This is a genomic window from Arthrobacter sp. B0427-1-12, assembly GCF_059092905.1.
In genome coordinates this window covers 1-6498 of sequence record NZ_JBNHIC010000100.1, presented here as the reverse complement: position 1 = coordinate 6498, position 6498 = coordinate 1, and the positions used below count along the sequence as shown (strand labels likewise).

Genomic DNA, 6498 nt, shown 5'->3' with positions numbered 1-6498 from the left:
AAGTGGGCAGATCTCATGGCCACCGGTGGGCAGTTCTACTGGCCGTCAGTGGGCATTTTCGTGGCCGCCTACGGGCAGTTTTTCATGGCCGCTAACAGGTGCGGCCCACAACTGCCCTGGAATGGTTCCGGCCAGCACCACCCGTACGCAGATTAACCGCGTGATAAAGCTCCTCTCAGGAAACTACTAAAAGAGCTACCGGGCTATCCCCCTGGGGTGGCTCCCCCGGGTCTACGAGCGGCTTGGATCCAAGCCCCTGATGCGGCTTTTCAGGAGAACGCAGCCCGTCCTTCTCCGCCCTCTGCACGGCACGGTGCTACACCTCAGCTGTTGTGGTGCGATAGACGCGATGGCTCTTCCAGGAATCCGGCTTAGCCACCATCCATGACTCCATCGCCCGTGACCCGGTCCCCACCACTGCCGGCGAGCGCAGCAGCGGTCCGTCGGACGCGTCCGTGGCCCACCGTCCATGGACACCCGTTCAGGGCTACCATTTGACGGTGGTACGGGGGCGGCAGAGAGCTGTTGGAGCCAAGGAGAACTGGTTGGCTTAAACTCGCTACAGGACCCCGTCCCCGTCGCGGGGGTCTCCCCCAGCCCATCACAGGAGTGCCTTTCCTTATGAGTGCCATCACCGGTTGGTGTATGACCAAAGACTGCGATACCCCCACCAGTCGTGGTGGTTGCCCGGTGCAGATCGGTGAGAACCCGCCCTGCCCCTGCCATCTAGGCAGTGCCCAGGCCCGCGGATTCCTGCCTTCCTCCCCGCATCGCATTCAGGCAAAACCAGCCGCAAGCCCCGTCAGCGCCACCGTCTGATTCCCCTTGCCCGTACGCTCGGGTCCTGCTGGTTTCCTTTCCCTGGGGCCGGTGCCACCGCATCGGGTTGTGACCTCTGCCTTCCGGCAGGCGTGTTCCGTTTACTTCCATGTCCTTGTGAGGACTGGGTCTGCGGCATTGAGGCTCTAGCCGAGTTCGTGGCTTGCGTTGAGGAGGAAATTTTTTAGGGTCATCGATGCCCCAGCCCGGCTGCCGGCCACCGGTGGAAGCTCAGAGGGATCAGCGAGCGGCTAAGTGAATTGCGCGGGTGTCGTGCGGGCCTTATCAATCAGGGTCTGGCTCGGTGTTGCCGCCACGGAGCTGACCAAAGCCGGCCGGCATCTTGCGCCAGTGGCTTTGACCTGCTTCGCACTCAAGAGCCGGCCCCGGGCCCGTTGGTGTCAGCTGCAGAGATCCTGGCCGGGCTGCGGCAATCGGCCTCTCCCGGATCCACTCTTGGAGCCCCTCGACGGACTGACACTAATGTTTCCCGAGGGAAAGTTTGTGTATGCAGGCGATAACCGCGCGCCTGCAGGGAGCTGGAACCAACCGTGAGACCAGTGCGTGGGGTGTGGCAATGACACCCAGGGTGACAGCAACCTGGCCAGGTGAACCGGGGACATGCCGGTTTGGTTCTGGTTCAGGATTGGTCGAGCCAGAATTCCTTGGCACCCGTCGTCGGGGTGCCGGTCTCGGCGAGGCGGTGCAGGGCGATGTTGGCCGCGTGCAGTGTCTCGAGCACGGCCTCGTGCGGGCCGGTCAGCACGCTGCGGCGAGGTGCCGCAGAAATTTGAAGACGGCCCGGTGATCGTCCTGGGGTATGGCGCCACGCCCGTCCATCGTATTCGGGACGGAGTGGCTGCCTTGGCGGAGGTCAGCCAGCAGCCACGAAGTGGACTGCTAAAACAGCCATAAAGCGGTAGGGACTTGCGGACCACTGCTCTCCTACGGTGAAGCAATGACACACGAGATGGCTGCGCTCACCGCCATGGAATTGGGCGAACGCTTTCGGAACGGACTCTCCCCCGTTGAGGTGATAGAGGCCGTGCTGAACGAAGCGACCGACAAGGAACCGTTCCTTAACGCACTCACCCACGTCGATGCAGAGTCGGCACTGGCCATGGCCAAGGCGTCCGAGTCCCGTCTGCGGGCTGGCCGGCCTGTCGGTCCGTTGGACGGTATTCCGGTCACTATCAAGGAGCTACTGGCTGTTCGTTCCTGGCCGCTGCGGCGCGGGTCCCGGGCCTTCGGGTCGGGGCCGCAGCCCCAGGACGCTGCTGTGGTCCGACAACTCCGAGCACAGGGGGCTGTTATCTGGGCGCAAACCGCCTCTGCCGAAATGGGGTGGAAGCCCCTGGACGGCAGCCTCTTGAACGGCGCCACACACAATCCCCTGCATTCCAGGCTGACCCCGGGCGGTTCCAGTGCCGGCAGCGCCGCTGCAGTTGCCGCTGGTTATGGGCCGCTCTCTATCGGCACCGACGCCGCCGGATCCGTTCGGATTCCTGCGGGCTTTTGTGGGCTGACCGCTCACAAACCGTCGAGGGGTCTCATGGATCTTCCCGGCGGTGCATTCGCCTTCCTCGCCGCATCCGGACCAATAGCTCGCACGGTCGCTGACCTGAGGCTGGTCCAGAATGCGCTCTTCGGGTCGGGGCTGCCCCAACAAGGGGCCTGTCCGGAGTTCGGGTCGGCGTCGTCCAGACCATCGGCAGGCAACCGTCCCCAGAGCAGGCATGCTTGGACGGGCTCAAAGCGGCCGTCGACGCACTCACCGCTCAAGGCAGCATTGCCCGGGTGATTGACTGGTCCAAGGTTGATCTGCGGAACACCATGTCCACGCTTTGGCAGACTTCCCTGGCCGCTTCCGTCTCTAGGCTGGATCCTGCCCAGCGTGCCCTGACTGATCCCGGCCTCATGGCCATGGCTGCAGCCGGTGAGGCGAAGTCGGCCACGGACCTCCTCGATGCCCAGATGAAAAGCAACCTGTGGTCCTTGGAGCTGGAGGAACTCTTTGACGACCTCGACATGATCATCACACCGACCACGGCGTGCCTGCCGTTCGAACACGACCGCGCGACACCGGCAAATTGGCCAGACGAAGACTGGCTGAGTTGGATTCCCTACACCTACCCCTTCAACCTCAGCGGCCATCCTGCTGTGAGCATCCCGTCAGGCTACAGTAGCGACGGACGGCCGCGTTCCGTGCAGCTGATCGCCCGCCGCGGACGCGACAGCGACCTTCTGGCGTGGGCTGAAGAACTGGAACGGAGCCTGCAGCCGCTCGGCCGCACTACCTCGGTGGCCGCGGTCTGAACCGGGCCTAAACATGCCCAATTGATCGTGGCAGCCCTGAGGTACACCCAAACTGACGCCAGGACAGCATCTGAAAGCCATCAGGATGCCCGCCCTTGACTTGAGCGCGAGCACCTTCTAAACAAATGGAGAAAAGGGTCACTGGCCACAACTGAGGCTGGCCTATCAGTGGGAAAACCCGTCAAATAGACGGGCACTGAAGACTTGGCGAGATGGCCGCCATGTCCAAATTCTTCGGACTATCGGCAGCAGCGAGAGCAAGAGCTTCTCACGGTCACTTATTCGGCCGTTTACGTGACAAGCTCCGTTGTGATCGTTAGCTCGGAATGGTTCTGGCACGAATTTCGTGATCGTGGACCGGGCGGGGTGGCGGTCACGAGAGCAGGACTCTCTGCCTTAGGAGCTGGAATCCGGCGCGGCCGAACATCTGACGTTTGAGCATCTTGATCCGGTTGATGTGCCCTTCAACGGCCCCGGAACTGTAGGGCAGGGTCAGTGCGGCGGTAACCGCGTCCCGGTCGCGGTCGATGCCGTTGGCGAAGGCGTGCAGGCTAGGCAGGGTGTTGATGTAGACCTTGTCCAGCCAGTGCCGGAGCCGGTCGCCGCGCAGGTCGGTGAGCATGGCCGCGAAGCCGCGCACATGCGCGGTGGCGGATTCCAGTTCCGGGCAGCGGGCCAGCACGGCCTCGAGCCGGACCCGCTCGTCCTTGCCCAGCGCGTCCGGGGCGGACATGATCCAGCCGGCCGGCGGCGCAGGGGCCGGCGCGGGGACGATCCCGGCGGCGCGCAGCGCGCGCAGGTAGACCGACACCGTGCCGCAGCCGCCCCGGTACCCCCTGGCGGTGATCTGCCGATACAGCTCCGCGTCGCTGACCGGGCCCTCACTGAGCCGCTGGTGCAGGTAGGGCTTGTAGGCATCAAGGATCGTCACCCGATTGGCCCACGGGGACGCGGTCAGCGCCTCCGCGTCACCGGCACGCGCGTACTTGCGCACGGTGTTGTAAGCCAGGCCAAGCTCGCGGGCGGCGGCCCGCATGCTTTTGCCCTGCCCGAGAAGCCCGCGCACCCGCCGGTAGCGCTCCCGTGTCCGCCCGGGCAGGATATGGCTGTCCGCGTAGGCACCGGCGGCAGCCTCGCCAACCTCCCCGCCAGGCTCCTGGCGTTGGCGGTCTTCGGGCACCTGCTGCGCGGCGGGCCCGGACAGGCACAACCGGTGCCGGGCGACCTCTCTTTCTATGTGTTCGCCCAGGTTGTGCCACAGGTGCCAGCGGTCGGCGACCTGCACTGCTTCCGGTGCTCCGGCGCGGGCGCCCTCCGCGTAGGCCCCGGCCCGGTCGCGGCAGATGGCCTGCGCGCCGGGGTGTTCGCGCAGCCACCCGGCGAAGGTCTCGGACTGCCGGTCCGGCAGCAGGTCGACGGGGCGGCGCGAGCCGCAGTCGACCAGGACCGTGCCGTAGACCTCGCGTTTGCGCAGCGCGAAGTCATCCACCCCCAGCACCTTTGGCGCGCGGGCCGGAGCCGGGGCGGGCAGCAGCATCACCAGGCGCAGCAGGGCCGTCCTGCTCACCGCGGCGGCCAGGATTCCGGTGAGCCGGGCCCCGGCCCGCCCGGCCAGGGCCAGGCCGACAGCCTGGAGCACCTTCACCAGCAGCGGGGTGCGCCGCCCGTAGCGGACAGTGATGCCGTTGACCTGCTCACAGAAGGTCCGTCGGGGGCAGCCCGCTGCGTCGCAGAACAGGCGTCGCACCGATAACTCGATGACCACCGGCTGTCCGCCCACAGCAGTGTCCGCGATCCGGCGCCGGTAGCGGCTATGGGCCCGCCGCGACAACACTCCGCAGCCCGGGCACGGCAGCGCACTGTCGGCGCGGGTCCGGGCCGACACCCGCACCGCCTCGTCCATCCGGCGTACCCGCTCCACCAGCACCTCATTCAAGTGCGGGAACACCACCCGCAGCAGATCCTCACACTGTCGCAACGATCCCACCGCAGCGACGATCAGTCACCATTCACGAAAATCGTGCCAGAACCCGGTAAATGGTTCTGGCACGAATTTCGTGAATAGGGTATCGGGCGTGATTACGCTCATGAGAGCAGAACTCTCTGCAACGATCCCACCGCAGCGACGATCAGTCACCATTCACGAAATTTGCACCAGAACCCGGTAAATGGCGGTGTTTTAGCAGCGGTAAATGTCACCCCGGCAGCCCTTGGCGGACCCTCCACCGGGCTGGGCGTGCTCATGTTCGACGGGGCGTCGCGGCGGGAGGCGGTCGAGTATGCCACGCTGACCCCCGGGCACGAGGACTGCCTGCGAGTCGATCGTGCACCGATGAGTTTCCCGCGCCGCGCCGGATCTATACGCTGGAGACCGACTGACGGAAGGCTGGCGCCATGCGGAAACTGATCTACGGCATGAACCTGACCCTGGACGGCTACATCGCCGCGGCCGGCGACGACATTGGCTGGAGCGGGCCGAGCGACGAATTGTTCCAGTGGTGGCTCGACCAGGAGCGGGCGAGCGGCCTGTCGCTGTACGGGCGCAAGCTCTGGGAGACAATGAGCTCCTACTGGCCCACCGGCGACCAGCAGCCCAACGCCACCCCGGCGCAGATCGAGTTCGCGCGGAACTGGCGGGACACGCCGAAGGTGGTGTTCTCCTCGACGATCGACAAGGTCGACTGGAACACCCGCCTGGTCACCGGCGACGCGATCGCCGAGATCACTCGGCTCAAGGCCGAGGAGGGCGGCCCGATGAGCGTCGGCGGCGCAACGCTCGCCGGGGCGGCCATGCGGGCCGGGCTGATCGACGAGTACGCGCTGGCCACCCATCCGGTGCTGGTGGGCGGCGGCACGCCGTTCTTCACCGCGCTGGACAGCTGGGTGAACCTGGACCTGGTGGAGACGCGGACGTTTCCCGGCGGCGTGGTCCTGACCAGGTACGAGACGAGGCGCTGAGCGCGGTTCCTCCGGGCGGTGGGGGAAATAGATCCACCACCCGCGGCCCCACGTCGGTGGCCAGCAGATGACCAGCTGCATTACCGAGATGGCGGCCCCTGACTTCTTTGTGGATGAACAGGTCAAAGGGCCATTCCGCAGCTTCAGGCACGTCCACGAGTTCACTCAGGATGCCGGCGGCACGACCATGATTGACCGCATCGAGTTCACCGCACCCTTCGGTCTCCTAGCGCGAGTGGTGGAGAAACTGGTCCTGGCAAAGTACCTGCAAAGGCTGATTGAGGCGCGCAACCGCTATTTGGCAGCCGCCTAGTAGTACTTTGTTAGGTTTTCCGGCGAGGGTCTTTTAATCCGCCGGCGGTCCTGTTAATTTCCTGTTGTGGAGATGAACGGGACGGGGCTGCG

General features: G+C 65.4%; 4 protein-coding genes and 1 pseudogene. 4 read left to right on the top strand and 1 reads right to left on the bottom strand.

Translation table 11 applies throughout. The features are described 5' to 3' along the window. Positions 1-1777: 1777 nt before the first annotated feature. Both AC5RWU_RS23375 and AC5RWU_RS23370 read left to right on the top strand, forming a co-directional pair. Positions 1778-2461 (top strand): annotated as a pseudogene (locus AC5RWU_RS23375) (amidase family protein); the annotation flags it as partial. A gap of 32 nt (positions 2462-2493) precedes the next feature. Then, complete coding sequence (locus AC5RWU_RS23370; RefSeq protein ID WP_494037339.1) at positions 2494-3135, top strand: amidase family protein; 642 nt, start codon at positions 2494-2496, stop codon at positions 3133-3135. A 373-nt stretch (positions 3136-3508) separates the two neighbouring features. Here AC5RWU_RS23370 and AC5RWU_RS23365 read toward each other — a convergent pair whose 3' ends face one another. Then, the gene (locus AC5RWU_RS23365; RefSeq protein ID WP_494037338.1) at positions 3509-5113 is read right to left on the bottom strand and encodes an ISL3 family transposase; all 1605 of its coding nucleotides are present in this window, start codon (positions 5111-5113) and stop codon (positions 3509-3511) included. A gap of 416 nt (positions 5114-5529) precedes the next feature. On the opposite strand from AC5RWU_RS23365, the gene AC5RWU_RS23360 reads away from it, so the two are divergent. Together AC5RWU_RS23360 and AC5RWU_RS23355 are read left to right on the top strand one after the other, a co-directional pair. Next, positions 5530-6093 (top strand): dihydrofolate reductase family protein, encoded by a 564-nt coding sequence (locus AC5RWU_RS23360; RefSeq protein ID WP_493986561.1) that lies wholly within the window; start codon positions 5530-5532, stop codon positions 6091-6093. Positions 6094-6160: 67 nt separating this feature from the next. After that, a complete protein-coding gene (locus AC5RWU_RS23355) occupies positions 6161-6406 on the top strand; it encodes an SRPBCC family protein (protein WP_493986560.1) in 246 nt (81 codons plus the stop codon). Positions 6407-6498 lie beyond the last annotated feature (92 nt).